General features: G+C 64.6%; 21 protein-coding genes. 7 read left to right on the forward strand and 14 right to left on the reverse strand.

Annotated features, from left to right (window positions below; translation table 11 throughout):
* The first annotated feature begins 61 nt into the window (after positions 1-61).
* Complete coding sequence (locus ACUY1T_RS11290) at positions 62-520, forward strand: universal stress protein (protein WP_446022805.1); 459 nt, start codon at positions 62-64, stop codon at positions 518-520.
* Positions 521-568: 48 nt separating this feature from the next.
* Here ACUY1T_RS11290 and ACUY1T_RS11295 read toward each other — a convergent pair whose 3' ends face one another.
* From ACUY1T_RS11295 to ACUY1T_RS11325, 7 genes are all read right to left on the reverse strand, one after another.
* Entirely contained in the window at positions 569-1,690 is a 1,122-nt protein-coding gene (locus ACUY1T_RS11295; RefSeq protein ID WP_446022807.1) for an ABC transporter ATP-binding protein, read from the reverse strand.
* A 29-nt stretch (positions 1,691-1,719) separates the two neighbouring features.
* A complete protein-coding gene (locus tag ACUY1T_RS11300; protein ID WP_446022809.1) occupies positions 1,720-2,598 on the reverse strand; it encodes a carbohydrate ABC transporter permease in 879 nt (292 codons plus the stop codon).
* On the reverse strand, positions 2,591-3,517 hold the full coding sequence (locus ACUY1T_RS11305) for a carbohydrate ABC transporter permease (RefSeq protein WP_446022811.1): 927 nt from the start codon (positions 3,515-3,517) through the stop codon (positions 2,591-2,593). Before ACUY1T_RS11305 ends, ACUY1T_RS11300 begins: the two co-directional genes overlap by 8 nt.
* Positions 3,518-3,615: 98 nt before the next feature.
* Positions 3,616-4,887 carry an ABC transporter substrate-binding protein gene (locus ACUY1T_RS11310; protein WP_446022813.1) on the reverse strand — a complete coding sequence of 424 codons (1,272 nt, stop codon included), beginning with the start codon at positions 4,885-4,887 and terminating at the stop codon, positions 3,616-3,618.
* Positions 4,888-4,998: 111 nt separating this feature from the next.
* On the reverse strand, positions 4,999-6,486 hold the full coding sequence (locus ACUY1T_RS11315; RefSeq protein WP_446022815.1) for an ATP-binding protein: 1,488 nt from the start codon (positions 6,484-6,486) through the stop codon (positions 4,999-5,001).
* Complete coding sequence (locus ACUY1T_RS11320) at positions 6,483-7,205, reverse strand: response regulator (RefSeq protein WP_446022816.1); 723 nt, start codon at positions 7,203-7,205, stop codon at positions 6,483-6,485. Before ACUY1T_RS11320 ends, ACUY1T_RS11315 begins: the two co-directional genes overlap by 4 nt.
* 142 nt (positions 7,206-7,347) lie before the next feature.
* Positions 7,348-8,145 (reverse strand): Cof-type HAD-IIB family hydrolase, encoded by a 798-nt coding sequence (locus ACUY1T_RS11325; RefSeq protein ID WP_446022818.1) that lies wholly within the window; start codon positions 8,143-8,145, stop codon positions 7,348-7,350.
* Positions 8,146-8,343: 198 nt separating this feature from the next.
* Here ACUY1T_RS11325 and ACUY1T_RS11330 point away from each other — a divergent pair, with 198 nt between their 5' ends.
* The 5 genes from ACUY1T_RS11330 (at position 8,344) to siaD (ending at position 14,262) form a co-directional block, all read left to right on the forward strand.
* Positions 8,344-10,284 (forward strand): exoribonuclease II, encoded by a 1,941-nt coding sequence (locus ACUY1T_RS11330; protein WP_446022994.1) that lies wholly within the window; start codon positions 8,344-8,346, stop codon positions 10,282-10,284.
* 192 nt (positions 10,285-10,476) lie between these two features.
* On the forward strand, positions 10,477-12,552 hold the full coding sequence (gene siaA / locus ACUY1T_RS11335) for a biofilm regulation protein phosphatase SiaA (RefSeq protein ID WP_446022820.1): 2,076 nt from the start codon (positions 10,477-10,479) through the stop codon (positions 12,550-12,552).
* Positions 12,552-13,082: a biofilm regulation protein kinase SiaB gene (gene siaB / locus ACUY1T_RS11340; protein ID WP_446022822.1), complete on the forward strand. Its 531-nt coding sequence runs from the start codon at positions 12,552-12,554 to the stop codon at positions 13,080-13,082. The genes siaA and siaB overlap by 1 nt, the downstream gene beginning before the upstream one ends.
* A 17-nt stretch (positions 13,083-13,099) precedes the next feature.
* A complete protein-coding gene (siaC, locus tag ACUY1T_RS11345; protein WP_446022823.1) occupies positions 13,100-13,489 on the forward strand; it encodes a biofilm regulation phosphoprotein SiaC in 390 nt (129 codons plus the stop codon).
* Positions 13,486-14,262, forward strand: coding sequence for a biofilm regulation diguanylate cyclase SiaD (gene siaD, locus ACUY1T_RS11350; RefSeq protein WP_446022825.1), 777 nt, complete (start codon positions 13,486-13,488; stop codon positions 14,260-14,262). The genes siaC and siaD overlap by 4 nt, the downstream gene beginning before the upstream one ends.
* Before the next feature lie 156 nt (positions 14,263-14,418).
* On the opposite strand, the gene ACUY1T_RS11355 is transcribed toward siaD, so the two are convergent.
* The 5 genes from ACUY1T_RS11355 to ACUY1T_RS11375 all read right to left on the reverse strand — a co-directional run bounded on the left by ACUY1T_RS11355 (position 14,419) and on the right by ACUY1T_RS11375 (position 20,447).
* Complete coding sequence (locus ACUY1T_RS11355) at positions 14,419-15,765, reverse strand: extracellular catalytic domain type 1 short-chain-length polyhydroxyalkanoate depolymerase (RefSeq protein WP_446022827.1); 1,347 nt, start codon at positions 15,763-15,765, stop codon at positions 14,419-14,421.
* A 23-nt stretch (positions 15,766-15,788) separates the two neighbouring features.
* Positions 15,789-16,205, reverse strand: a complete 417-nt coding sequence (locus tag ACUY1T_RS11360; RefSeq protein ID WP_446022829.1) for a CopG family transcriptional regulator — start codon at positions 16,203-16,205, stop codon at positions 15,789-15,791.
* A 180-nt stretch (positions 16,206-16,385) separates the two neighbouring features.
* Entirely contained in the window at positions 16,386-17,273 is an 888-nt protein-coding gene (locus ACUY1T_RS11365; RefSeq protein ID WP_446022831.1) for an urea carboxylase-associated family protein, read from the reverse strand.
* Between the two features lie 82 nt (positions 17,274-17,355).
* Positions 17,356-18,681 (reverse strand): HlyD family type I secretion periplasmic adaptor subunit, encoded by a 1,326-nt coding sequence (locus ACUY1T_RS11370; RefSeq protein WP_446022833.1) that lies wholly within the window; start codon positions 18,679-18,681, stop codon positions 17,356-17,358.
* Positions 18,681-20,447, reverse strand: coding sequence for a type I secretion system permease/ATPase (locus ACUY1T_RS11375; protein ID WP_446022835.1), 1,767 nt, complete (start codon positions 20,445-20,447; stop codon positions 18,681-18,683). Before ACUY1T_RS11375 ends, ACUY1T_RS11370 begins: the two co-directional genes overlap by 1 nt.
* 377 nt (positions 20,448-20,824) lie before the next feature.
* Here ACUY1T_RS11375 and ACUY1T_RS11380 point away from each other — a divergent pair, with 377 nt between their 5' ends.
* Entirely contained in the window at positions 20,825-22,666 is a 1,842-nt protein-coding gene (locus ACUY1T_RS11380; RefSeq protein ID WP_446022837.1) for an alginate biosynthesis protein, read from the forward strand.
* A gap of 85 nt (positions 22,667-22,751) precedes the next feature.
* On the opposite strand, the gene sucD is transcribed toward ACUY1T_RS11380, so the two are convergent.
* Positions 22,752-23,624 carry a succinate--CoA ligase subunit alpha gene (sucD, locus tag ACUY1T_RS11385; RefSeq protein ID WP_446022839.1) on the reverse strand — a complete coding sequence of 291 codons (873 nt, stop codon included), beginning with the start codon at positions 23,622-23,624 and terminating at the stop codon, positions 22,752-22,754.
* Entirely contained in the window at positions 23,624-24,790 is a 1,167-nt protein-coding gene (gene sucC, locus ACUY1T_RS11390) for an ADP-forming succinate--CoA ligase subunit beta (RefSeq protein ID WP_446022841.1), read from the reverse strand. Before sucC ends, sucD begins: the two co-directional genes overlap by 1 nt.
* Positions 24,791-24,949: the final 159 nt, after the last annotated feature.

Here is a 24,949-nt window from a genome sequence, read left to right on the forward strand (position 1 = left end):
CGGGTTCAAGGGTCTAGGCTCGTGGGTACGGACCGCTCAACTGCCGCATAAGGAAAACGCCATGTACACGTCCATCCTGGTACCCGTCGACGGTTCCGAAGGAGCCAAGAAAGCCCTCGAGGTTGCCTGTCAACTGGCCAGCCAGGCCGATGCCACCCTGCACATCCTTCACATCCCCGAGGAGTTCACTCACGAGACCACGCTGGTGTGGGGCATCGGTGCCATTGCCATCGAGGCATCCCGCCAGGAGCGCCAGGAGCCCCGGGTGCGCCGGGACATCGGCAAGCAGATCGTCGACAGGGCAGCCGAAGCGGCACGTGCCAACGGCGTTACCCAGGTCGAGACGGTAATCGGCCAGGGCGACCCGGCGCGCGGCATCGTCAGCGAAGCTCGCCGCCGCGGGGTCGAAGCCATCGTCATGGGCAGCCGCGGCCTGAGCGACCTGCGCGGGCTGGTGGTGGGTAGCGTGTCGCACAAGGTCAGTCACGTGGCCGAATGCACGGTGATCACCGTTCGTTGATCTGCTGCCAACAAGGCCGCCGCCCGGCGGGCGGCGGCCAGACATGGCTCAGGCCAGACGCTTCTCCGTCTCGCTGTCGAATAGCACCGCACGGCCCATGTCGATACGCAGCGTCAGGCGCTCGCCTGCCTTCACCCGGCACTTGGGGCCGACCCGAGCCGTGGCCTCACCCGCGCCCAGCTTTAGCTGCAGCAGGATATCCGCCCCGGTGGGCTCCACCACGCTGATACGCGGCGTGAACGCCACACCCTCGGCGAACTCGCCGAGCCGGGCATCGTCCTCGGCGAAGTGCTCCGGCCGCAGCCCCAGGATCACCCGCTGCCCGATCCGCTCGGCCATGGCCGGGGTTTCCCGCTCGCGCGGCCAGGGTAGCTGCAGGCTCTCCTCTTCCGGCGTGTCCACACGCAGCCGGTATTCTCCCGCTTCCTCTTCCAGCGTGGCAGCCAGGAAGTTCATCGACGGCGAGCCCATGAAGCCGGCGACGAAGATATCCACGGGGTTGTTGTACACCTCATCGGGCGAACCGAGCTGGAGGATACGGCCATCGCGCATCACCGCGATGCAGTCGGCCAGCGTCATCGCCTCGATCTGGTCGTGGGTGACGTAGACGATGGTGGTACCCAGGCGCTGGTGCAACTTCTTGATCTCGGTGCGCATGTCCACGCGCAGCTTGGCGTCCAGGTTGGAAAGCGGCTCGTCGAAGAGATACACCTTGGGCTCACGCGCCAGCGCCCGCCCCATGGCCACCCGCTGGCGCTGACCGCCAGAGAGCTGCGAAGGCTTGCGCGCAAGCAGGTGTGTGATCTGCAGCAGGTCGGCGACCCGCTCCACGGCTGCCTCGCGCTCGGCCTTGGGCACCTTGCGCATTTCCAGGCCGAAGCTGATGTTCTGGCCCACCGTCATGCTCGGATAGAGCGCATAGGATTGAAACACCATGGCGATGTCACGTTCCGCCGGGGTCTGCCAAGTGACGTCCTCGCCGGCGATGCGAATCTCGCCGGAGGTGACCGGCTCGAGCCCGGCAATGGCGTTCATCAGCGTCGACTTGCCGCAACCCGAGGGCCCCACCAGGATCAGGAACTCCCCCGAATCGATCGCCAGGCTCACATCCTTGAGCACCTGCTCGCTGCCGAAATCCTTGCAAACATTGTTGATTTCAAGCGCTGCCATGTCGAAAACCTCTGTGATTATTCTGTTTCTCAGCCCTTGACCGATCCGGCCGTGAGGCCGCGGACGAAATATTTGCCGGCCAGTACGTAGACGACCAGCGTGGGCAAGGCCGCAATCATCGCCGCCGCCATGTCGACGTTGTATTCGCGAGCCCCGGTCGAGGTGTTGACCAGATTGTTGAGTGCTACCGTGACCGGCTGGGTGTTGTGGGCCGAGAACGCCACGCCGAACAGGAAGTCGTTCCAGATCTGGGTGAACTGCCAGATCACCGAGACCACGATGATCGGTGCCGACACCGGCAGCAGGATGCGCCAGAAGATGCGAAAGAACCCGGCACCGTCGAGCTTGGCCGCCGACACCAGCTCGGTGGGTACTGCCACGTAGAAATTGCGAAAGAACAGCGTGGTAAAGGCGATACCGAAGATCACGTGGACCAGGATCAGCCCCGCCCGCGAACTCGACAGCCCCAGCCAGCCCAGTGTCTGCGCCATGGGTAGCAGCACTACCTGGAACGGGATGAAGCAGCCGAACAGCATCAGCGCGAAGACCAGCTCCGAGCCCTTGAAGCGCCACTTGGTCAGGGCGTAGCCGTTGAGTGCACCGATGATCGTGGAGATCAGCACGGCGGGCACCACGATGGCGATGGAGTTGAAGAAATAGACCCCCACGCCTTCGCAGCGCATGCCGGTGCAGGCTTCGCCCCAAGCCTTGGCCCAGGGCACCAGCGTGGGCTCCCGAGGCAGCGAGAGCAGCGTGCCGGGGGTGATCTCGGCCAGCGGCTTGACCGAGGTGATCAGCATGACCGCCAGCGGCAAGAGGTAAAAGAGCGCGGCCAGCACCAGTACGGCATAGAGTACGGCCCGACTCAGCCGGGCGCCGAAGGTACGGCGTCGAATCACGTCAGCCATGGCGGCGGTTCCTCAGCTCGGAATAGAGATAGGGAATCAGGATCGCCAGCACGCCGCCCAGCATCAGCATGGCGCTGGCCGAGCCCAGCCCGATCTGGGCCCGGGTGAAGGCGTGGGCGTACATGAAGGTGGCCGGCAGGTCGGAAGCGTAGCCCGGCCCGCCGCCGGTAAGCGCCACTACCAGATCGAAGCTCTTGATGGCGATGTGCGAGAGGATCATCACTGCACTGAATACCACCGGCCGCAGGCAGGGAATCACTACTCGCCAATAGATGCGCGGCAGGCTGGCACCGTCGAGCTGGGCAGCCTTGAGAATGCTGTCGTCGATGCCGCGCAGCCCGGCGAGGAACAGCGCCATGACGAAGCCGGAAGCCTGCCACACCGCGGCGATCACCAGGGTGTAGACGGCCATGTCCGGGTCGACCAGCCAGTCGAAGCGAAAATTCTCGAAGCCCCAGCTGCGCACCATGGCCTGGATGCCGAGACCGGGGTTGAGCAGCCACTTCCACACCACGCCGGTGACGATGAACGACAGCGCCATGGGGTAGAGATAGATCGTACGCAGCGCTCCCTCCTGGCGAATGCGCTGGTCGAGCAGGATGGCGAGCACGAGCCCCAATGCCAGGCAGATGGCCACGAACAGACCGCCGAACACCACCAGGTTGGTGGAAGCCACCCACCAGCGGTCGTTGGCCATCAGTCGCGCGTACTGCGCAAAACCGACGAAGTCGTAGCTAGGCAGCATGCGCGAGTTGGTCAACGAGAGGATGAAGGTCCACAGCATGAAGCCGTAGACGAAGAACAACGAGATGGCGATCGAAGGTGCCAACACCAGCTTGGGCAGCCAGGCCTGGAGCAGGCCGGAATGGCTGCGCCCGGAGCCGGTAGCCGGCCGCACCGCGGGACTCGACAGGGTCATAGTGGGAAACCTCGGACGTGAGCGGCGTGCCACCGGGACCGGGCCTGAAGACTCCAGGCCCGGCCCCACCTTGCGGCGGAGGTCAGGAGAGAGTGGATCTAGAGCGCGGCCTGGGCAGCATTCACCATCCGTCGGGCGGCCTCTTCTGCCGCCATGTCACGCGAGTTGAAGTAGTTGGTCACGACATCGAAGATGGCGCCCTGCACGTCGGCGCGTACCGCCATGCCGTGGGCCATGCTGGGCACCAGGCCGCCTTCGTCGGCGGTGCGCTGGAAGTCCTCCATGGAGCGCTGGGCGCACTGGTCGAACTCGCCCATGTCGAGATCGGGGCGGGCGGGAATCGAGCCCTTGGCCAGGTTGAAGGCTTCCTGGAAGGTCGGCTCCAGCACCAGCCGCGCAAGGGCGTGCTGGGCTTCGCGCTCCTCGCCCTCGACGCGGAACATGGCCAGGCTGTCGATGTTGAAGGTGAAGGCGTCCTGGGTGCCTGGGGCCGCGGCGCACAGGTAGTCCTCGCCGGCGGTGAGGCCGGCGGCGGTGAATTCGCCCTTGGCCCAGTCGCCCATCAGTTGCATGCCAGCGTCGCCGTTGATCACCATGGAAGTGGCGATATTCCAGTCACGGCCCGACATGTCATCATCCATCAGCTCGCGCAGGCGCTTGAAGGTTTCCAGCGCCTCGATCATCTGCTCGCTGCCCAGGGCCTCTTCATCAAGCTCGACCATGGTCTGCTGGTAGAACTCGGTGCCACCGGTAGCCAGCAGCACGGTCTCGAATACGGTGGCGTCCTGCCACGCCTGGCCGCCGTGGGCCAGCGGGATGTAGCCCGCCTCGCGAATCGCCTCGCCGGCGGTGAACAGCTCATCGAGGGTGGTGGGCATCTCGACGCCGGCCGCCTCGAGCACCTCAGGGTTGGCCCACAGCCAGTTGACCCTGTGCACATTGACCGGCACCGCGACATAGCTGCCGTCGTGGCGCATGATCTCGGCCACCGTGGGCGGCAGCAGCTCATCCCAGCCCTCGGCCTCGGCCACTTCGTCGAGTTCGCCGAGCAGCCCAAGCTCGCCCCACTCCTGAATCTCGGGCCCCTTGATCTGGGCTGCAGAAGGCGGGTTGCCGGACATGGCGCGGGATTTCAGCACGGTCATGGCAGTCTCGCCACCGCCACCGGCCACGGCGAAATCCTCCCAGCCATAGCCCTCGGCTTCCATCAGCTCCTTGAGCACGTTGGCGGCCCGGGCCTCGCCGCCGGAGGTCCACCAGTGCAGCACCTCCACTTCAGCAGCTTGGGCAGTGGAAAGCGTGAAAGAGGCCGCCAGCGACGTGGCCAGGGCGAGCGCTGTCTTGTTGAATGAACGCTTGAACGAGGGCATGGCATGCTCCTGCTGTTGTTATTGAATCCGGTAACCACCGGAGTATCAGTAACGTTAACCGAGAGCAGCCACGCCTAGGGTTACGTAGTCCTGCAAAGTATTGAGCAAATATTACAAGGCCGTAACATTTCTCGGCCGCGGCACGATGATGGTAGCCTCCAGCCCACCCCCGGCAGGGTTGGCGAGCACGATGTCGCCGCCCATGGCACGGGCGATATGGCGGGCAATGCCGAGCCCCAGGCCACTGCCGCCGGTGTTGCGGCTGCGTGAGGGTTCGAGGCGTACGAAGGGCGCGAAGACCCGCTCTTGTTGTTCTTTCGGAATACCCGGGCCATGGTCGCGAATGACGATCGTCAGTCGCTCGGGAGTATCGTCGAGTGCGACCTCGGCGCGCCGGCCGTAGAACACGGCGTTCTCCAGCAGGTTCGCCAGGCAGCGCTTGAACGCCAGCGGCTTGACCGGCAGCGGCTCGGCATGCCCCGAGACGCTCACCTCCCCCCCCTGCAACGCCAACGCTTCTGCCAGCTCCTCCAACACCGCCCGCGGATCGATCTCCTCCACCACCTCGTGCAGATCGAACCCTTTCACCGAGGCCAAGGCTCCCTTGACCAGTAGGTCGAGTTCGTCGAGGGATGCGCAGAAACGCTCGCGCTGCAGCGGATCGTCGAGCATCTCGGCACGCAGGCGCATCCGCGTGATGGGCGTCTTGAGGTCATGGGAGATGGCCGAGAACAGACGCTCGCGCTCGTCGACCTGATCGCGTATGCGCTCCTGCATGCGGTTGAACGCCGCTGCCGTGGCCGCTACCTCACGCGGACCGCTCTCGCGCAGCGGCGGCGCGTCGAGATCATCGCCGAGCTGACGTGCCGCCCGCGACAGGCGCGCCAACGGTCGGGTCACGCTGCGGATGCCGAGCAGCGACAGGCCAATCACCGTGAGCAACACCATCAAGCTTGCCAGCAGCCGCTCGCCGGAGAGCCAGCGGTATTCGTTGAACAGATCGGGCACCGGCAGCAGCGTAGCTACGTAGAGCCAGGTCTCGGGTCCGAGTTCCATCTGCACCACCAGGATCGGTGGCGAGAGCGGCTCCATCAGCAGGCTGTGCTGGCCCCAGCGCGGCGGCAGGTCGTACAACAGCACCTCGTTGTTGTAGACGCGCAACGTCTCAGGCCGCGAGAACTCCACCAGCACGTCATCAATGTTCAATTCAGCCGTGAGTATTTCGCGAAAGTTGTCGACCACCAGCGCCTTTTCCGGCCCCGAGCCGATGTCCTGCACCGGAATGCGCCGCTCGTTGACGCTGACGAAGAAGCGCGTGCCGCCCATGTTGCGCAGTTGGTCAAGTACGATGTGTCGATATTCAAAGGGCAGCGAGCGAAAAAAGCGCATGGTCGAGGCCACGCTGTAGGCGACGTTGCGCGACAGCTCGTCGAGCTGCTCGAGCTGGCTGGAGCGCACCTGGGAAGTCCACACGGTGTAGCTGGCCAACTGAGCGGAGAGCACACCGACGAGCATGATCAGCACGAAGCGACCGCGCAGCGTACGTGGCAGGAAACGCACCAGGTGGCGACGCCAGCGCTTGAGACGCCCTTCGTTCACGTCAGCGCTTCGACCCGGGCGGTAAAGACGTAGCCGGTCCCGCGCACGGTGCGGATCAGCTGATGGTAATGGGTGTCCTCACCCAAGCGCTGGCGCAGCCGGCACACGTGCACATCGATAGAGCGATCCAGCGGCGGTGACGGCCGGCCGCGGGTCAGTTCGTACAGCGCCTCACGCGAGAGCACCTGTTCGGGATGCTCGAGGAACACCTGCAGCAGCTGAAAATCGGCACCGGAGAGCGGCGTGCGCACTTCGTTCTCGTCGATCAGTTCACGGGTCATGCGATCGAGGCGCCAGGTGCCGAAAGCCACCAGCCGTGCCCGCACTGGATCGGCGGCCACGCCTCCGCGGGAGCGGCGCAGCACCGCCTTGATTCGCGCCAGCAGCTCGCGGGGGTTGAACGGCTTGCCCAGGTAGTCGTCTGCGCCCAGCTCGAGCCCCAGGATGCGGTCGGTCTCGTCGGCGCTGGCGGTGAGCATGATGATCGGCACCTCGCTCGAGCGGCGGATGTCACGGCAGATGGTGAAGCCGTCGTCGCCGGGCAGCATGATGTCGACGATGAGCAGGTCGGCGGCTTCGCTTGCCAGCAGGCGATGCAGCGCCTCGGCATCCTCGGCGGCCAAGGCGCGGTAGCCGTGGCGCCCCAGGTAATCGACCAGCAGTTCGCGGATCTCGGGGTCGTCATCGACCACGATCAGGGTGGCGGGCGTTGTGGTCATCGTCGTCCGATGGCAGGGGGCAATGCCGAGGCAATAGCCGTGAATCGTTGTCGTTATTCGGCTTCGATGATGGGCAAGCACGGCCGGCGCGGCAAGAGGCTCTAGACCAACGTCGCAACGTCCTATCTACCGGGAGACCGCTCTACAAGGAGAACCGCTGCTGCAGATGCCTGGCCACAGCGGTCTCGGCATGATGGCCGATGCGGCGGGCCACGGGCACCCGTGCGGCCAGCTCAGGGTGAGCATTGGCCATCACGTGCGCTTCACCAGCGAGCCTGAGCATCTCGGTGTCGTTGAGGTTGTCGCCAAAGGCCAGGCAGCGCTCGCTCCCGATCCCAAGTGCGCCAAGCAGCGCCTCGAGCGCCGTGCCCTTGTTGACACCACCGGCCATGATCTCCAGCGAGTTGACGGTGGAATAGGTAACGTGCAGGCGCTTTCCGTGGCTGACGCGAATCGTGGCCTCGAGCCCGGCCAGCCGCTCGGGCTCGCCGATGTAGAGCACCTTGCCCACGCCCTCTCCGTCGAGACTCGCCGGCTCGACCACGCGATAGCCGAAGCCGGTATGGGCATGATAGGCCAGCAGTCGCGGCTCGGGAGCGTCGATCAGCCACTCGTCCTCGAGGTAGAGATTGAGACGTACGCTGTCATGACGCTCCAGTGCGATCAGCTCGCGCGCCTGCTCGGCCTCCAGGTGACGCGACGCCAGCAGCTCGCCTTCGGGGTCGTGCAGGTAGGCACCGTTGGTGCTGATCACGTGGATCGGCACGCCCAGCCGGTCGCGGAAGGCCAGCATGTCGCGAAAATGTCGCCCCGAGGCGAAGGCCAGGCGATGCCCTCGTTCGGCCAGCTGGCGCAGGGTCTCGATGGTTTCGGGGTGCAGGTCGTGATTGGCATCCAGCAGGGTGCCGTCGAGGTCGGAAACGATCAGGTGCGGTGTCATGGGCATCCATTGCATCGAGTACCCGATAGAGGCTAACGCAGCATGCCGGGGGTTGCCCAGCGGACTGGGCGCTTTTAGGCCTGTCGGGCATAGAAGTCCCAGCAAGCGACTGTTTTGTCGTGGCCGACCAGGCAGGGTTTGGCGCCGGCTCCAGGAATCCGTATAGTGGCCCTCCTACCCCGCCACACGTTCGTGATCATGCTGCAGAACAACCCGCTGCTCGCCCAGCTCAAGCAACAGATTCGTGAAGTCACCCCCCGCGCCGAGGGGGTCATCAAGGCCACCGACAAGGGCTTCGGCTTCCTCGAGACCGACGACGGTCAGTCCTATTTCGTGCCGCCTCCTGCCATGAAGCAGGTGCTGCACGGCGATCGCGTCCAGGCCGTGATCCACGAGAATGGCGACAAGACTTCCGTCGAACCGGATACCCTCATCGAAGCGGGCCTCAGCCGTTTCATCGCCCGGGCGCAGAAGCGCGAGGGGCGTCTGGCCGTGGTACCCGACCACCCTTCGATCAAGACTTCGCTCAAGGCGCGTATCAAGAACAGCCTCGACGAAGCGAGCATCGGCGATGCCGACTGGGTCGTGGCGCGGCTGGTACGCCACCCGCTCAAGCCCGACGACCGTGCCTTCTTCGCCCAAATCGACGAACTGGTGGCCAAGGCCGACGACCCGGCCGTGCCGTGGCGCGTCACCCTGGCCCGCCATGCCCTGGAGCAGGAGTGCCCGGAGGCCGGCAGCGACTGGCCGCTGCGCGACGAGGGCCTCGAACGCGAAGACCTCACTGCCGAGCCCTTCTTCACCATCGACAGCGAAAAGACCCGCGACATGGACGATGCCCTGCGCATCGAGCCGCGCGAGGGTGGCGGCTGGCGCCTGACGGTGGCCATTGCCGATCCCACCGCCTATGTCGAGGAGGGGCATGCCGCCGACCTGGAAGCACGCACACGGGCCTTTACCGTCTACCTGCCAGGTCAGAACGTCACCATGCTGCCCGAGCAGCTGGCCGACGACCTGTGCTCGCTGCGCGAGGGCGAACAGCGTCCTGCCCTGGCCTGTACACTCGAGGTGAAAGCCGATGGTAGCCTCGGCGACTACCGCTTCTTTGCCGCGACGGTGCGCTCCCAGGCCAAACTGGTCTACGACCGTATCTCCGACTGGCTCGAAGGTCAGGGCGAGTGGACGCCGGCCGAGGAAATCGCCGGCCAGCTCCAGGCACTGCGCGACATGACCGAGGCGCGCGCCGCCTGGCGCGCCGAGAATGCACTGGTGTTCAAGGACCGCCCCGATTACGTCTTCGACCTCGACCCGGCAGGTAACGTGCTGGATATCCGCATCGAGGAGCGGCGCATCGCCAACCGCATGATCGAGGAGTCGATGATCGCGGCCAATGCCTGCTGCGCCCACCTGCTCGCCGAGCACGTCGGCCATGGCATCTTCAACGTGCACCGCGCCTTCGACCCGGAAAAGGCCGAGGCCGCCCACGAGTTTCTCACCGCCCAGCAGATCGAGGTCGAGCTGGAAGCGCTCTCCGAACTGCCGCGCTACAAGGAACTCAAGCGTGCACTGGAGAGCCGCGACGACGCCTGGCTCGATGCCCGCCTGCGTCGCTTCCAGGGCTTCACCAGCATGTCCGCCCGACCCGGCCCGCATTTTGGCCTGGGCCTGGCCGCCTATGCCACCTGGACCTCGCCGATCCGCAAGTACGGCGACATGGTCAACCATCGCCTGATCAAGCGCGTGCTCAAGGGCGAACAAGCCCCGGCAGAAGCCACCCAGGCACTGACCGAGCAGCTCACCGAGCGTCGCCGGCTCAACCGTATGGCCGAGCGCGACGTCAAGGACTGGCTCTACGTGCGCTACCTGACCCCCGCGGCCAAGGCGCAAGAAGCCTTCGAGGCCGAGATTTTCGGCATCAGCCGCGGTGGCATGCGCGTGCGCCTCACTGCCAACGGTGCCACCGCCTTCGTCCCGGCCCCGATGTTGCACAGCGATCGGGACAAGGTCGTGATTGACGACAAGGAAGGCCGTATCCAGATCGAGGGCGAGGAGCGCTACAAGCTGGGTGACGTGATTCGCATCGAGCTGGTCGAGGCGCGCGAGGAGACCCGCTCGCTGGTGGCACGCCCCTCCGCGTAAGCGGTAAGACGCGCCGACTTCCTGCTTGTCGCCACCGAACGAAAACCACCCGATACCTTGATATCGGGTGGTTTTCTGCTTCTTTTCGCCACTCGCATTACCCCCTGCCTTGTGGCATGTTGTGACTGACAAAAAACATACTTCAAGCATGACCTTTCTCGGTCTTGCCGCAGCGGGGAATCAGTACACACCATGGCCGCACGATGGGGGCTGCGTGGCAAGTCGGTTGCGACGCTGCTGCTCGCCTGTCTTCTCTCGTTGATCCCCGCCGTCCTGCTGGGCTGGAAAGCGATCGACGATATTCGACGTCACTTCGCCAACGCCTATGCGGAGAACTATACCCTGCTGCACATGCAGAGGATCCTCGCACCGGTGTCACGCGAACTGGCCCTGGCACAACGCTTCGCCAACAGCCTGGTGCTGCGGGAATGGCTAGCCAACGAGGAGGATGCGGACAACCAGGCGCGCTTCTTCGCCGAAGCCGAAGGGTTCCGCCAGGACTTCGCCGACCGCTCCTACTTCGTGATCGTCGATGCCAGCGGCGACTACTACTACACCGACGACGACAACGCCGACAGCCGCACGCCACGTTACCGCCTGGACGTCACCCAGCCGAACGACGCCTGGTATTTCCAGCTCCGCCGAACCAACGAGCCCTACAACCTCAACGTCGACCTCGACCGCGGGCTCAACGTGACCAAGGTGTGGCTCAACGTACTGGTACGCGATGGCGATACTCTGCTGGGTCTTGCCGGTACCGGCTTCGAGCTGGACGACTTCCTGAACGCCTTCCTCCGCGACGAGGCCGAGGGCCTGACGCCGATGATCGTCGACCGCCAGGGCGCCTTGCAGGCGCACCCTTCGCTCGATCGCATCGCCTTGGGCTCCGGTATCGGTGGGGGCGAGGTCGATGGCGAACGCACCATCCACGCCCTGCTCGGCAACGACGAGCAGCGCAGCGAGCTGACCCGCGCCATGCAGGCGGCCCGCCAAGCGCCGGAGACGATCCAGACCCTGTGGGGCACCCTCGAGGCTCGCGAGGGCCTGATCTCGGTGGGCTATATTGCCGAGCTGGACTGGTACCTGGTCACCGCGCTGGATATCGGCGTCGCCCAGATTCTCGACCGCCGCTGGCTGTGGCCGCTGTTGTTCGCCGGCGCGCTGATTCTCGGTTTCCTGCTGACCATCATCGCCGTGGCCACCGAGCGCCTGATTCTGGCGCCACTGACCCGCTTCAAGCAATCGGCCCAGGCCATCGCCGCCGGCCACTACGACTCACCGTTGCCCACCGCGCGTCACGACGAGATCGGCGAACTCTCTCAGGCCTTCTCGCACATGGCCGATCAGGTGCAGCGACATACCCGCGAACTCGAGGCCAAGGTGCGCGAACGCACCCAGGCCCTGGAACGGACCAATGCCGAGATGGCCGCCACGCAGAAGCAGCTGGGCGATTCGATCGATTACGCCAGCTTCATCCAGCGTGCCATCCTTCCCGACCGCCAGCTCGATCTACACCTCGAACATCACCATGGCGTGCTATGGAAGCCGCGCGACACGGTAGGCGGCGACTTCTACCTCTTCCGTGCCGATGCCGGCGGCTACCTGTTCGGCGTGGTGGATTGCGCCGGCCACGGCGTGCCCGGCTCGCTGATGACCATGCTGGCCCGGGCCATTCTCGACCACGCCATTCTCAAGGCGGGCTGCCAGGATCCAGCAGCGATCCTCGCCGAGACGGATAGCCAGAGCCGCGAGCTGCTGGGCGCCGAGCAGCTGCCCGCCTCGATTGCCACGCATATGGACGCCGGCCTGGCCTGGGTCGATCTCGCGACCCGCCAGATTACCTTCGCCGGCGCCAAGATCGGCCTCTACGCCAGCGACGGCGAGACGCTGACCCATCTCGCCGGCGACAAACGACCACTTGGCCACAAGCGTCGTATCGAGTATCGCAACCAGAGCGTCGACCTGCGCCCTGGCTGGACCTATTCACTGTGCACCGATGGCTTGCTCGACCAGGCCGGCGGCAGCGACGGTTTCGGCTTCGGCAACACGCGCTTCGAGGCGCTGTTCATGGCCCAGGCGCAGCGCCCCTTGCAAGCGCAGATGGAAGCCTTCGAGCAGGCACTTCGCGATTATCAGGGCGACTTGCCGCAGCGCGACGACATCACCCTGTTGAATTTCCGCTTCACCGAGCAGGACCACCCGCCCGGCAGCGAATCGACGCCCCCGCTTCCTGCCCCGGCAGGTGCCGCATCACAGGAGAAATCGTGATGAACCTGTTGAGTATGCGCCAGAGCTATCTCGAGCAGCGCATCATGCTGTGCTTCAATGGCCCCATCTCGCGTAGCCTGATCGAGGAGATCGGCAACGCCCTGCGCAACTACCTGAACTCCCAGCAGGCCACGCCATCCGACGCCATGGATGTCTTCGCCGCCTACATCGAAATGACCCAGAACATCCGCCACTATTCCATGCGCCTGGGCTACGACGAGGAGTCCGCCTCGGCCACGGTGGCGGTAGCCAAGGACGCCCAGGGCCGCTACACGGTTTCCGCCGGCAACCTGGTGGAATATGGCGATGGTGAACAGCTGGTTCGTACTATCGAAGCCCTCGCCGTGCTCGACAAGCAGGAATTGAAGCAGGCCTACAAGCGGCAGTTGCGCATGCCCCGCGAGGGGGTAAGCTCCGGCGCTGGCCTGGGGCTTCTTGATATCGCACGCAAGTCGAGCGAACCGATGCGGGCCTCGCTCGAGCCACTGCCCGACGGCAGAGGCTTCTTCAGCCTTACTGCCGTGATCTGATCAGCCGAGTGTTAGTGATGACCAACGATCTCGATATTACCGGCAGCCAGTCCACGCCAACCATCGTCAGCGATTGGCAGGCCGGTCTACTCACCATGCAAGGCGACTCCTACCCGGAGAATTCGTTCGAACTGTTCGACCGGGTGATCGATTGGGTCGAGCGTTTCCTCAGCGACGCATCGCGTCCATTGACGCTGGAACTGAAGCTTGTCTACCTCAATACCAGCTCGGTCAAGGCCATGATGGATATCTTCGACCTGCTGGAAGAAGCCCATCAGGACGGCCGAGAAATAGGGGTCACCTGGCTCTACGACCCACGCAACGAGCGTATCGCCGAGCTGGCCGAGGAATTTCGCGAGGATTGCACTTTCCCGTTCGCCATCACCCCGGCACAGGCCTCGACATGACGCGCGAGGAAGCCGAACTGCTGGCACAGGTCGAAGCGCTGCTGGACGACCCTGCCCATGCGGATAATCCGCTGCGGGCAACGCTGGCCCGGCTGCACGCGTTCCATCGGGCCGAGAAGCAGCGCCTGGAACGCCTGGTGACGATTTCCGACAGCTACCAGCGCTACGTTCGCGAGGATGAACTCAACGCGCGACGGCGCTATCAGAAATCGTTGCGCCGGCAAGAGAAGCTGTCACGCATCTCCGATGGCTACCAGCAACTCATGCACGAACACAACAACGCGCTGCGGGAAGCCTCGACCCATGACCCCCTCACCGGCCTGCCCAATCGGCGTCTGATCGATGAGCGCCTGCCCAAGCTCATCGAACGCAAGCAGTACACCCTGGTGATGCTCGACATCGACCACTTCAAGCAGGTCAATGACCTGCACGGCCACGAAGCCGGGGACAAGGTGCTGGTGGCCATCGCCCAGGAGATTCGTCAGGAGCTGCGCGATTACGACCTGTGTGCACGCTGGGGAGGCGAGGAGTTCCTGTTGCTGTTGGCCGACACCGGCCTCAGCGAGGCCAACGCGATCGTTGATCGCCTGCGCCAGCGGCTGGCCGAGCTGTCGATCCTGGTCGGCGACAGCCGGCTCTCCATCACCGCCAGCGCCGGGCTGAGCGAGTACCGCGACGGCGAAGACCTGCTCGACCAAACCTTGCAGCGTGCCGACCAGGCCTTGCTGCTGGCCAAGCGCAGCGGCCGCGACCGCAGCTGCGTGATCGTGTGACGCACCATGGCCGCATATCCTCGCGGCAATGCGGCCCCGGGAACGGCCGCTTCATCAGGGCTCGCCGGTAGCGGACTACCCTGGGTGCCGCCCCCTTCTCGGCCAGCTCATCGTGACCGGCTACGAGAGGCCATGCCCCGCATGGCGAGCGCGACATCAAGGATTGCCTTTGGCATGCAAATGGAAGAAACGCAGCATCTCCTTGGCCGCATCGGGTCCCTTGGGATCCGTGTAGGAGCCACGCGCATCGCCACCTGACCAGGCATGGCCGGCACCGTGGATCACCCACTGCTCAAGGCACGACTGCCCATCCACAGCCTGATGACAGGTTCGCGTATAGGCATAGCCATTGGGGACCTGCCCCCGCTCCACCGTCTTCCCGGCACCGCCCTGACGACCGTTTGCCGGCTCGCCATCCGCACGCGAGGCGGCGTACTGAGCGGCAACGCGATCCGCATTGCTGGGATGCACCGTGGTGTCTCGATCACCGTGGAAGACGATGGCGGGCACCCGCGATGCAGACACTCGTGCCGATGAAGCGTTGGCCATGGGGCCTGTGCCACCCTGCATCGCCGCCAATGCATCGGGAAGACTCTGGGCCACGCCGTGAGGCAGACCTGAGTGCACGCCCACCGCCGCATAGAGGTCCGGATAGGTCATCGCCAGTGTCGTTGCCATGGCACCACCGGCCGACAACCCTGCGACATAGACCCGGCTCGCATCGAGCCCGTACGTGTCGATGACCTGGCGGGTCATGCCGGCAAGGATCGCCGGCTCACCTCCATCGCGCCGCTGGTCTTCGGCCTTGAACCAGTTCCAGCACCTGGAACTGTTGGCGGTCATCGGCTGGGCCGGATAGAGCACGCAAAACCGTTGCTCTTCGGCCAGCCGGTTCATGTTGGTTCCGGCGGCGAAGTCATCGGGGTTCTGCGTGCAGCCATGCAGCATCACCACCAGCGGTAGTGCCTGGCCGTGATAGCCGCTGGGTAGATACAGCTTGTAATCGCGCGAGCCGGCCTGGCTGGTAAAGCAACCCGCGGTGAACGCACCGGGCTGTGCTGCCTCGTTGGTGCCCCGTTTCTGCTCGGGCTGGGGCATGGAATCACGCCACTGGCGCCACTTGTCGCGCCAGGCAGAAGGCAGCCCGATATCACCGCCCGGTATCGTCCCGGAGGCCGCCTGTCGGGTATGGCCAAACGCCGAGGAAGGCGCGCCTCCCGCTGACGATTCACCTGTCCGTTGCGAACCCGACTCGGCAGACGTTGGCCTTGACGCCGACACCGCCTCGTCAACGACCTGCCAGCTCCCCTCGAAGGTGTTCCCCTCGAAGGTATTACGCGCAGAGTAGGATTTACCCGGCGTTTCCTCGCCTCTCGTCCCGCTCTTTTCGTTCTTCCCACCGGGCAACGCGCCCTGGAGGATGGCCATGGCCTCATGCAGCTTCCCGGCGCGGGTGAGCCGCGTCGCTTCTTCCATTCGTCGCGTCATGGTGGCGTCGATCATCGTCAATGTCCCTATTCAATGATTCAGTGAATTCGATCCGCCAGGGCCGCCTTGACCGCCTTGCTGGCATGCAGGGCGCCCAGGACGACCACCGATTCGATGGTGGCGCGGGCCAGCTCCGGTGATACGTCGTCGGCAATGCTGGCCATGCCCAGGACCTGAATCTGCAGTGTCTCTCCCGCCGACTGCAGCGCTTCCAGATCCGCGCGGCTGTAATGCTCGAGCCCCAGCACGAAAGCCTTGCGAGTCACGGTTTCCCTGACCACCTCGGCATGGGCCGACAGCTGGTTACGGATGGCCGTGCGGATCAGATCGGTGCGATTGGAATAGAACCCTTCCTGGACCAGCAGATCGATCTGCCCCAGGTCGACTACCCCCAGATTTATGGTGATTTTTTCGCTGGAGTCGCCAGTCTTGCGGCGCAGTTCATGCACGCTCATGTGTTATGCCTCGCTGCCCTGAAAATAAAACCTTCGGCAAACTTCAACCATCCCAATGGAATCCATTAACCATCCACATGGATGGTATAATAGGCTTGCCGAGTGAATAGTCAACGTGCATGCAAAAAAATGGCCCGCCTGATAGCGGGCCATCAACCACGTCGTGGGGCAGGGGGTGGATCAGAAGCCGCGCTGACGTTTCTCCTCCGCCCAGTCGATTACCGGGCCGCGCAGTCCATGCCCACCGGCATAGGGAGAAGGTACCGGCGGCTGCCAGCCCTCGAGCAGGGCCGCATCGAGGCGGAACACCTCCACCCCGATGGGGTGACAGGTACTCAGTGGATCGCGGGCATCGGGACCCCACAGGTCCACCGACAGGTCGCCCCCCGGACAGCACGACAGCGCACACAGCAGGTCGATCTCGGCGAACAGTTCGAGGTAGTCGCCTTCTTCGGCCGGGCACGCTTTCATGAAGTACTGGTCGTCGTCGTTGAGCCCGGTGCACTGGAAGACGTTGAGCACGTCATGCACGTCGAACTCGGTAAGGCCATGCGGCAGCACCGCGCGCACCAGGTTGGAATGACAGTGGTGATCGAAGTCTTCGCCGGTGAGCAGGCGGTTGACGTAGGGGTCGCAGCGGGTGCCCAGCAGGTCGTGTATGCGACCGCCCTGCTCGTCCATGCCGCTGCCATCGACGCCATAGTTCGCCAGGGTGTCGTCGATGATGGTCGCCATGGGGCGCAGGTACGGCAGCGTCGACCACAGGCGGTCGAAGGTGGAAACATGGGCACGCTGCAACTGGCGGGTACGCGAGGCCCAGAAGCGCTCACGTGGATTGTGCAGGTTCCACAGATTCAGGTCGCCGACCTGAGGCCCCTCCAGGGTAGAGAGCCGCATCACGTGCCCCGCGGGCACCTTCCAGGCCCTCCCCTCGCGGATCGGCACCACCAGCGAGTCGACGCGCTCCCTCGCCGCCGGTTCGGTCAGTTGCGCATAGAATTGCCTGTCGACATCGAGGACGGATCCTCGGGTCGCCTGGTAGGCGGCAGGTACCCTGGCCATTTTCATCGTAGCTCCAAGTTCGTTCGCCACCAGCGTAGCCGATGCCGACGATAGCCGCCGCCATCCGGCGTCAACGCAACTCACCCGGCTAGCCCCTCATGGCCCGGGCCAGCACGTCGGTGAACGGCTTGAACAGGTAACTGGCGAAGGTGCGCTCGCCGGTATGAATCATGACCTCGGCCGGCATGCCCGCCACCAGCCGCATCTCCTCGGGCAGCAGCGCACCATTCACGGCAATGCGAGCCAGGTAATAGTCGCTTGCGGTGGTCTCGTCCACCAGGCTGTCGGCCGAGAGATGGATGAGTTCGCCTTCGACGGCGTGGGTCAGGCGCTGGTTGAAGGCGCTGAAGCGAATGCGCGCTGCCTGCCCGGGATACAGGCTGTCGATCTCGTTGACCGGCACGCGCGCCTCGACCACGAAACCCTCGCCGGCCGGCACGATATCCAGCACGGGATCACCGGCAGCGATCACTGCGCCATTGCTGTGCAGCCTGAGGTCGACGATGGTGCCCGCGACCGGCGCACGTATGGCGGTGCGCTGCACCTCGTCCTCGAGCGCGGTGATGCGTTCCTCGGCATCGGCGATCTGCGCCTGGACCTCCCGCAGCCGCTCGCCGGCCTCCTGATGGAATTCCTGGCGCCGCACCTGGCGCTGCAGCCGGTTCTCGCTGATCTGCGCCTCGATCCGCGAAACGTTAGCCTCCTGCTGGGCCGTTTCCCCTTGCAGTTCGAGGATGTCGCGCTCCAGCTCGCGTAGACGCTGCCGATCGCCGTGGCCGCGCTCGAACAGACCACGCAGGTCGTCCGCCTCCTCTTCCAACGAATCGATCCGCTGCCGGTTGACCTCGAGCAGTGCTTTCAGGCCCTCACGCTGCTCCTGGTACTGATAGGCCTGTTGCTCGAGGGTTTCCAGCGTGCTGTCGAGCGCTTGCCGCCGGGCGAAGAACAGCCCCTGCTGCACCGCCATCACTTCGCTGACCCGGTGCGACTCGCTGTCGTGCAGCTCGGCGGGAAAGCGCAGCGTCTCGCTCTCGGCCAGCTCGGCCGCCAGCCTCACCTCACTGGCCCGGTTGAGCAGGTACTGGTTGCGCGCCAACTGGAGATGCGAGCGAGCCCGGGTATCGTCGAGCACGATCAGGACCTCACCGGCTTCGACGCGATCGCCATCGGCAACGCGGATCTCGCTGACGATCCCCCCTTCGTAGTGCTGCACCGTGCGCGTGAACGAGGCCGCCGCTACCTTGCCCGAAGCGACGACACCGATCGCCAGGTTGGCCGCCACCGCCCAGCCGCCGAAGCCGCCGAAGGCGATCAGCAGCACCAGCAGGCCGATGCGCTGCCAGGGGCGTCCATCGACGGGCGGCTCGGGAGTGGCGGTGGCGTGTGTCGCTTGACCTCGTTCCTGCGGGTACATCAGACCCGATCCTCCTGCCCTACACGCCGGCGCGCCGACGCCTGGCCCTGGTTCTGGTTCTGGTCCCCCGGCGATGTTTCACGCTTGCGTGCTGTCGTACCCAGCCGTGCCAGCACCTCGTCACGCGGCCCACGCAGGCGCAGGCGTCCCTCGTCGAGCAGGAGCAGCGTATCGACGCTCTCCAGCACACTGCGTCGGTGCGTAATCACGATCAGGGTGACGCCATCGCGCTTGAGCTGCTCCAGCGCGGCCGATAGAGCGCGCTCACCGGCATCGTCGAGATTGGCATTGGGCTCGTCGAGCACCACCAGCACGGGCTCGCCATACAGGGCGCGAGCCAGGGCGAGCCGCTGGCGCTGCCCTCGCGATAGCACACCGCCGGCCTGGCCGAGCCGGGTATCGTAGCCTTCGGGCAGGCGCAAAATCATTTCGTGTACGCCAGCCTTGCGTGCCGCCTCGACGACGCGATGAGCGCACAGCTCGCCGAAACGGGCAATGTTTTCACCGACCGTACCGTCGAAGAGCTCGATCTCCTGGGGCAGATAGCCCAGAAAGGGACCCAACGCAGCGCGGTCCCAATGCTCGATACTGGCTCCATCGAGGCGTACCGCACCCCGCCCCGGGGGCTGGGCGCCTACCAGCAGCCGTGCCAGGGTGCTCTTGCCGGCGGCACTCGGCCCGACGACCCCGACGTGCTCGCCGGGGTCGATGCGAAAGGAAACGTCATCGAGTATGGCCCTGTCTGACCCCGGCGCCAGCACCGTGATCGATTCGACCGCCACATCGCCAAGCGGCGCGGGCAGGGCCAGCCGTTGCCGTTCGGCGGGCATCTCCCTGAACAGCGATGCCAGCCGTCGATAGGCGTCGCGGGCGCCCACGAAGCCCCTCCAGCCCCCGATCATGCCGTCGATGGGCGCCAGGGCGCGCGCCAGGATGATCGAGGCTGCGATCATGACGCCCGGCGTGATACGACCTTCCAGCACCAGCAGCGCACCCAGGCCCAGGATCAACGACTGCGAGGCCAGCCGCAGGGTCCTGGCGAGCTGGGTCAGGCCACTGGCCCGGTCGCTGGAGCGCGACTGCATGGCCAAAGCGGCCCGGTGCCTGGCGAGCCAGCGCTGCCGTAGCGCCGGCAACATGCCCAGCGATTGAGCGACCTCGGCGCCGTTGAGATTGTCGGCAACCTGCCCACGCGCCTCGCGGTACCTCTCGCCCGCCTCCCTCAGAAGCCCCCGTGTCGCCTGCTCGTTGGCCAGCGCCAGGCCGAGCAGGACCAGGCCTGCCAGGCTGGCGAAAGCGCCGAGCCAGGGATCGAAGAGAAACAGCAGGGCCAGGTAGAGCGGTACCCAGGGCGCATCGAAGAAGGCAAAGAGTCCATTTCCCGCAATGAATTGCCGTAGCGTGCGCAGGTCGTCCAGGGGTTGGACCGATGAGCGCCCCTCGCCGGAGAGACGCTGAGCGAACACGGACTGGTGCAGGCGTGCGCCCAGTCGAGCGTCGAGGAAGTTGCCGATGCGCACCAGCAGCCGGGCACGCACGACGTCGAGAAGCCCCATGACCGCCATCAGGAAGAGTGCCACCAGGGTAAGCAGCAGCAGCGTCTCGCGACTGCCGGTGGTGATGACCCGGTCGTACACCTGCAGCATGTAGAGCGCCGGCACCAGCATCAGGGCATTGACGAAAAGACTGAAGCCGAGCACCCACAGCAGAGCCGGCCGGCATTTGCGCAGCGCTTCCGTGAGATCGTTGGCGGTTTCGGAGGCCATGGCTTGCGTCCCCTCCCGAAGATAGGTCGCCTGCACGCTCGTTGTTCGAACCTGAAGCTGGGCAAGACAATAAGCAGGGCAGCCTAACAGAGCCGCAGCGAAGCCTTGACTACCGAATGATGGTTTTCGTAACGGTGGGTTTTGATGTGTTTCGCCCCGCTCGTCCATCTCCCTCAATACGAGGAAGCCGCTGACGCTTCCCATCACCTTTCGACGTCTTTTTCTATATTTAATTAGGCGTTACAAAGCAGAGATACCTGACGAAATTCCTGACTTTCGCTTTCCCGCCATCTGTCTTTCCTGCTTCGCAGCGGTTAGCATTCCGCCGCCCGTCACATCGCGATGTCTCGAAAACAAAGCGCATGAGGAGAGACGATATGTCCGTGTTGAAGGCCGATACCTCGACCACGGCAGAAGCACTGCAGACCCTGATCGACGACGCACCGAGTGGCTCCACCATCGAGCTTTCGGCGGGCGAATATACGCTCGACAAGGCCATCACCATCAACCGCTCGGACCTCACCCTCACGGGCGCAGGCTCCGACAGCACCCGCCTGACGTTCACCCGCGACGCCCTGGACCAAGGCCACGCCATCAAGCTGGATGGTACCGCCGACAGCCTGACCCTCGGCACGCTCGATGCTTCCGCCCAGCAAGGGGATACGAGCATTGCCCTCGATGCCGAGCTGGACGTCGGCGATACCCTGCGAATCTGGCAGGACAACGACGGAGCCTTTCTCGACGAGATCGGCGATAGCGCGTGGCGCAAGCAGCAGCACGCCGAACTGCGCACCAGCATGGCCAAGGTCACGGCAGTGGAAGACGGGCGGATCAGCCTGGATCGCGGTGTACATTTCGACTTCGAAGCGGGCAAGACCCAGGTGGAAAGAATCGCCAGCGTCGATGACGTTTCACTGTCCGGATTCAGCATCGACTTCAAGCTAGGCAGCCCGGATAGCTCGGTCTTTCGCAACCTCGAAAGCGAGTTGACCGGCTTCCATGGCATGTATCTCGACGGCACGGCCGATGCCGAACTCAGCGATATCAGCGTCGTCAATGGCCCGTCCACCGCCTTTCATTTCTCCCGCACGTTGGATGTGAATGTCGCCGATATTCATGCCGACGGTGCCCTCAACAAAGGGAGCGGTGGCAACGGCTACGCCTATGAATTGCGCGAGAGCTATGACGGGAAGTTCACCGGCCTGGAGGACAGCGGCATGCGTCATGGTCTGCTGTTCGCTTCATGGCGCTCTTCCGTCGACAACGACATCGAGATCGCACGGACCGATCGCGATGTCAACTTTCATGGCGGTCGCGACCATGGCAACCAGGTTCGGGTCGAGCGCTCCCTTCGCGACCCCGAAGACGACGGCCTGTCACCGGTACTGTGGGTGAACGAGGGCGGACATACCTTCGGCGCCCCTACCGACCCCGATGCCAACGAGGTTCGCTTCGACTATGTCATCGGTTCTCGGCGCGACGACGCGATTCAGGGCAGCAATGATGGCGTTTACCTCAACGGTGGCCTGGGCCACGACATCCTGGTCGGCGGTGCCGGCAACGATATCCTGCAGAGCGGCCCCGGCCATGACTGGTACGACGGCCAGGACACGCTGATCGGCGGTGGTGGCACCGATACCGCGCTCTATACGGGCGATTTTGCCGACTATCGCATCGACTTCATGGATGAAGAGGTCAGGGTTCGTGACGACATGGGCACCGACGACACGCTGATCGACATGCAGTACGCCGTATTTGGCGACGGTACCACCCTGCACGTCGCCTCGCGCAGCCTGTTCGAGGCCGAGCCGATGCCGACGCCAGACGAACAGCACGTACTCTCGAGTGACGGCCTGCTGCCCCCGCTGATCGACGACACCACCGATCTCGTCGTGACGGGCAATACGACCAGTGAATGGGACGATGGCCATACCGCCGAAATCTTCATCGAGAACGTGACGAACGAGACGCTGGCCGTGCCGGAACTGCGCGTCGAGCTGAGCGACGAGCTGGATACGCTATGGAATGGCGAGTTCAGCCGCGAGGGTAATACCTATCGGATCGGCGACTCGCAGGAGCTGGCACCGGGCGAGGCCTGGCGCTTCGCCTACCGGGCCCATGGCGACGACAAGCGGCTGCCGGAATCCGTCGAGGCAGACGATCTGGAGGTTCAGCTGCTGGGCATGGACGCCCCGCACTTCGATGAGGCGCTGGCCTGAGCCGGGAGTGACATGGAGGAAAGCGGGAAAAACGGAGGGCGCCTCGATGAGGCGCCCTCGCGTCGTCACCCGCAGTAAGCAGCGCTTACCAGCCGGTCACGTCCTTCAGTGCATCGCCGATCTCGGCCAGGGAGCGGACGGTACGCACGCCGGCGTCTTCCAACGCAGCGAACTTCTCGTCAGCGGTGCCCTTGCCACCGGAGATGATCGCACCGGCGTGGCCCATGCGCTTGCCCGGAGGGGCGGTGACACCGGCGATGTAGGACACTACCGGCTTGGTCACGTTGGCCTTGATGTAGGCCGCGGCTTCTTCTTCGGCGGTACCGCCGATCTCGCCGATCATGACGATCGCCTCGGTCGCCGGGTCCTTCTCGAACATCTCGAGGATGTCGATGAAGTTGGAGCCCGGGATCGGGTCGCCGCCGATGCCCACGCAGGTGGACTGGCCGAAGCCGTGGTCGGTGGTCTGCTTGACGGCTTCGTAGGTCAGGGTACCGGAGCGCGACACGATGCCGACACGGCCCGGCTTGTGGATGTGACCCGGCATGATGCCGATCTTGCACTCGCCCGGCGTGATCACGCCCGGGCAGTTCGGACCGATCAGGCGTACGCCCAGCTCATCGCACTTGACCTTGACGTCGAGCATGTCGAGCGTGGGGATGCCTTCGGTGATGCACACGATCAGCTTGATGCCTGCATTGGCGGCTTCGAGGATCGAGTCCTTGCAGAAGGCAGCCGGGACGTAGATCACGCTGGCTTCGGCACCGGTCTTCTCGACCGCTTCCTTGACGGTGTTGAACACCGGCAGGCCCAGGTGCTCCTGGCCGCCCTTGCCCGGGGTCACGCCGCCGACCATCTTGGTGCCGTAGGCGATCGCCTGCTCGGAGTGGAAGGTCCCCTGCCCGCCGGTGAAGCCCTGGCAGATGACCTTGGTGTTCTTGTCGATCAGGATACTCATTACTTGCCCTCCGCTGCCTTGACGACCTGATGAGCCGCATCGGTCAGGCTGGTAGCAGCGATGATGTTCAGTCCGCTGGAAGCCAGCTTCTCGGCGCCCAGCTCGGCGTTGTTACCTTCGAGACGTACCACCACCGGCACGTTGACGCCGACCTGCTCGACGGCACCGATGATGCCCTCGGCGATCATGTCGCAGCGCACGATGCCGCCGAAGATGTTGACCAGCACCGCCTTGACGTTGTCGTCGGAGAGAATCAGCTTGAAGGCTTCCGCCACGCGCTCCTTGGTCGCACCGCCACCTACGTCGAGGAAGTTGGCCGGCTTGCCACCGTTGAGGTTGACGATGTCCATGGTGCCCATGGCCAGACCGGCGCCATTGACCATGCAGCCGATGTTGCCTTCCAGCGCCACGTAGTTCAGCTCCCAGGCTGCCGCTTCGGCTTCACGCTCGTCTTCCTGCGACGGGTCGCGCATCGCCTGCAGGTCCGGATGACGATACAGCGCGTTGCTGTCCAGGTTGATCTTGGCGTCGAGGCAGTGCAGGTTGCCTTCGTCGGTGATCACCAGCGGGTTGATCTCGAGCAGCGCCAGGTCCTTCTCGTGGAACAGGCGCGACAGGCCCAGGAAGATCTTGGTGAACTGCTTGACCTGGTCGCCCTTCAGGCCCAGGGCGAAGGCCAGCTCACGCGCCTGGTACGGCTGCGCGCCGACCAGCGGGTCGATCTCGGCCTTGAGGATCTTCTCGGGCGTTTCCTCGGCGACCTTCTCGATCTCGACGCCGCCCTCGGTGGAGGCCATGAACACCACACGACGCGTGGTGCGGTCGACGACCGCACCCAGGTAGAGTTCGCTGGCGATGTCGGTGCAGTTCTCGACCAGGATCTTGGCGACCGGCTGACCCTTCTCGTCGGTCTGGTAGGTCACCAGGTTCTTGCCCAGCCACTGCTCGGCGAAGGCCTTGGCCTCTTCCGGGCTCTTGATCAGCTTGACGCCGCCGGCCTTGCCGCGGCCACCAGCGTGGACCTGGGCCTTGACGACCCACATGTCACCGCCGATCTTCTTGCAGGCTTCCGCCGCTTCCTCGGGGGTATCGACTGCGAAGCCCTTGGATACCGGCAGACCATAATCAGCAAACAGCTGCTTGCCTTGATACTCGTGAAGGTTCATCGATTCATGCCATTGGTTGCATGTGACTCGAATGGCAACCGCGAAACACCGCCTGCGATGGTCGATGTCGGGTCACCCCCGTCCGCGCCCGGTACATTGCCGGACACGACGCGCCATCTCGCTGGATGGCGCTCGTTGTTACGTCTACTGCGTGAGCTG

It is taken from the genome of Billgrantia sp. Q4P2, from assembly GCF_052806135.1.